The organism is Bacillus zhangzhouensis (genome assembly GCF_000715205.1).
Classification (GTDB): Bacteria; Bacillota; Bacilli; order Bacillales; family Bacillaceae; genus Bacillus; species Bacillus zhangzhouensis.
In genome coordinates this window covers 1-1,875 of the sequence record NZ_JOTP01000056.1, presented here as the reverse complement: position 1 = coordinate 1,875, position 1,875 = coordinate 1, and the positions used below count along the sequence as shown (strand labels likewise).

The window sequence follows — 1,875 nt, the reverse complement described above, 5'->3', positions numbered from 1 at the left end:
TAAAAAAAAACTAAATCCCATATTTTTATACATGGCCCTAGCAAAAGCATTCATCACCGCTGCAGCTGGATCTATTCTTTGTGGTGACTTCGCTTTGTCTAGCATGATGTTTTCTTGTGCGTCTTGCTTAATAATCGCATTGTTAAATGCAAATGTGAGCAATGGATCGTTTGCATGAATGACTTTACCCTCATACACCTTTTGCCTAAAGTCTTTTGTAGGTAATGATTGATGCTGAATCCTTTGCGGCAGCTCAACCATATTAAATCCCTTACTCTCAAGCCGTTGTGCAAGGTGCAGCGCATTCCATTTGTCGTAAGCTGCTTCAATGATCCTCAATTTGTTGACATGGGCAAATTCAATAATCCACCTTTCAACAAATTGATAATCAACTGCCTCCCCTGGTGTGAATGTCATCCAACCTTGATCACGCCATAAATCATAAGGCACTTTATCAGTAGCCATTTTCTCTTTTGCCTTTTCCTCTGGAATGAAGGAATGCTGACCAACATAATAAAAACCATCAAGAACGCCAACCCACCCGACAGAAGTCAAGTCCGTTGTCATAGATAAATCTAAACCAAGATAGATCGCCATTTCTTTTAGATCAGGTATTTCACCATGACAGGCCCGCCATTTAGACATTTTCATATATCCGTTGTCTTTTTGATCAACCCACCCATTCATGTTTTTTGTAAGGAAACTTCTCATCTTTTCAGGCACATCTAATGCAACTTTTAACGCTGCCCTTAGTGACTCCATCCCCTCTGGGTAAGTTGCGACTATCGGATTTGCCTTGATCCAGTTCGATTCATCCTTTATATCGTCTTGTGGATCAAGCTCACAGATCATAACAAAATAATCATCGTTTTCCATTTCAATGTCGGGATCAAGAATCTTGGAAACATACTGATACTCTTTAAAACACGGCCCGTTTAAGTTGAAACCTGCAGTAGTAATGATAATCATCAAAGGGCTACGACGGGCGACCATACCGCTATCAATAACATCATATATTTCACTTGTTTCATGAGACATATATTCGTCAACTATCCCTAGTGATGGGTTTTTTCCGTCTCCAACCTTTCGGGCTTCACGGGATAATGGTTTGATAATTGAATTTGTCGCGTATTTCGTGACCTGCCCGTTGGCGTCTGTGTATTTTCCCTCTAAAATAGGTGCGTGCTGCAGTTGCTCAAGGATTGCTTGATAGACTTCATCCGACTGCTCCCTTGACCAACCAGCAATAAACACACGATGTTTTTCCTTAGTGGGAAAGATTTCATATGAAGCCATGATAGCCAGCAATTGTGATTTCGCGTTTTTTCTCGCTAACTGAATATAAGCCTTTCTAAAACGCCTGGCACCATTGATCTTTTTGTAAAACCCATAGATATTAGCAGCCATGAATAGCTGAAAGTCTGTAAGCTCAATAGGTTTACCAGCTAATACGCCTTCGACATGGTTAAACTGCTTGGCCCATTCATAAAAATCAAGGACTGCTTCTGCGTCAAAATAATACGGGCAATCTTCATCTGCTAACCGCTCTACGTCTTTAATGAACCTCTGAACAGCCCACTTTAAATTACAAAGGAACGACTATAGTAGATTTTTAACCCTAAATCACTTTATGCTTTTCTGCATTGTTTAAACAGCTTGTCTTGATTTATAAGAAGATCACTATAAGCAGGATTCGCAATTTCAAATTTTTCACCATCTGAATTTTCGGTGAGTGCTGTAATCGGCGTATCCAATATGATTTCTGTTATTTGTAAATATTGTTTTCTTGCAAACAAAAAACGGGCAAGCGCATCTACATCTAAATTTGTCATAATTCCGATGTTTTTGAGCTCGTCCGCTATCTTTTTGAATTCT

General features: G+C 39.5%; 2 pseudogenes. Both read right to left on the bottom strand.

The features are described from left to right. Positions 1-1,581, bottom strand: a pseudogene (locus BA70_RS18640) (terminase large subunit); the annotation flags it as partial. A 50-nt stretch (positions 1,582-1,631) separates the two neighbouring features. Continuing rightward, positions 1,632-1,875, bottom strand: a pseudogene (locus tag BA70_RS18635) (phage terminase small subunit P27 family); the annotation flags it as partial.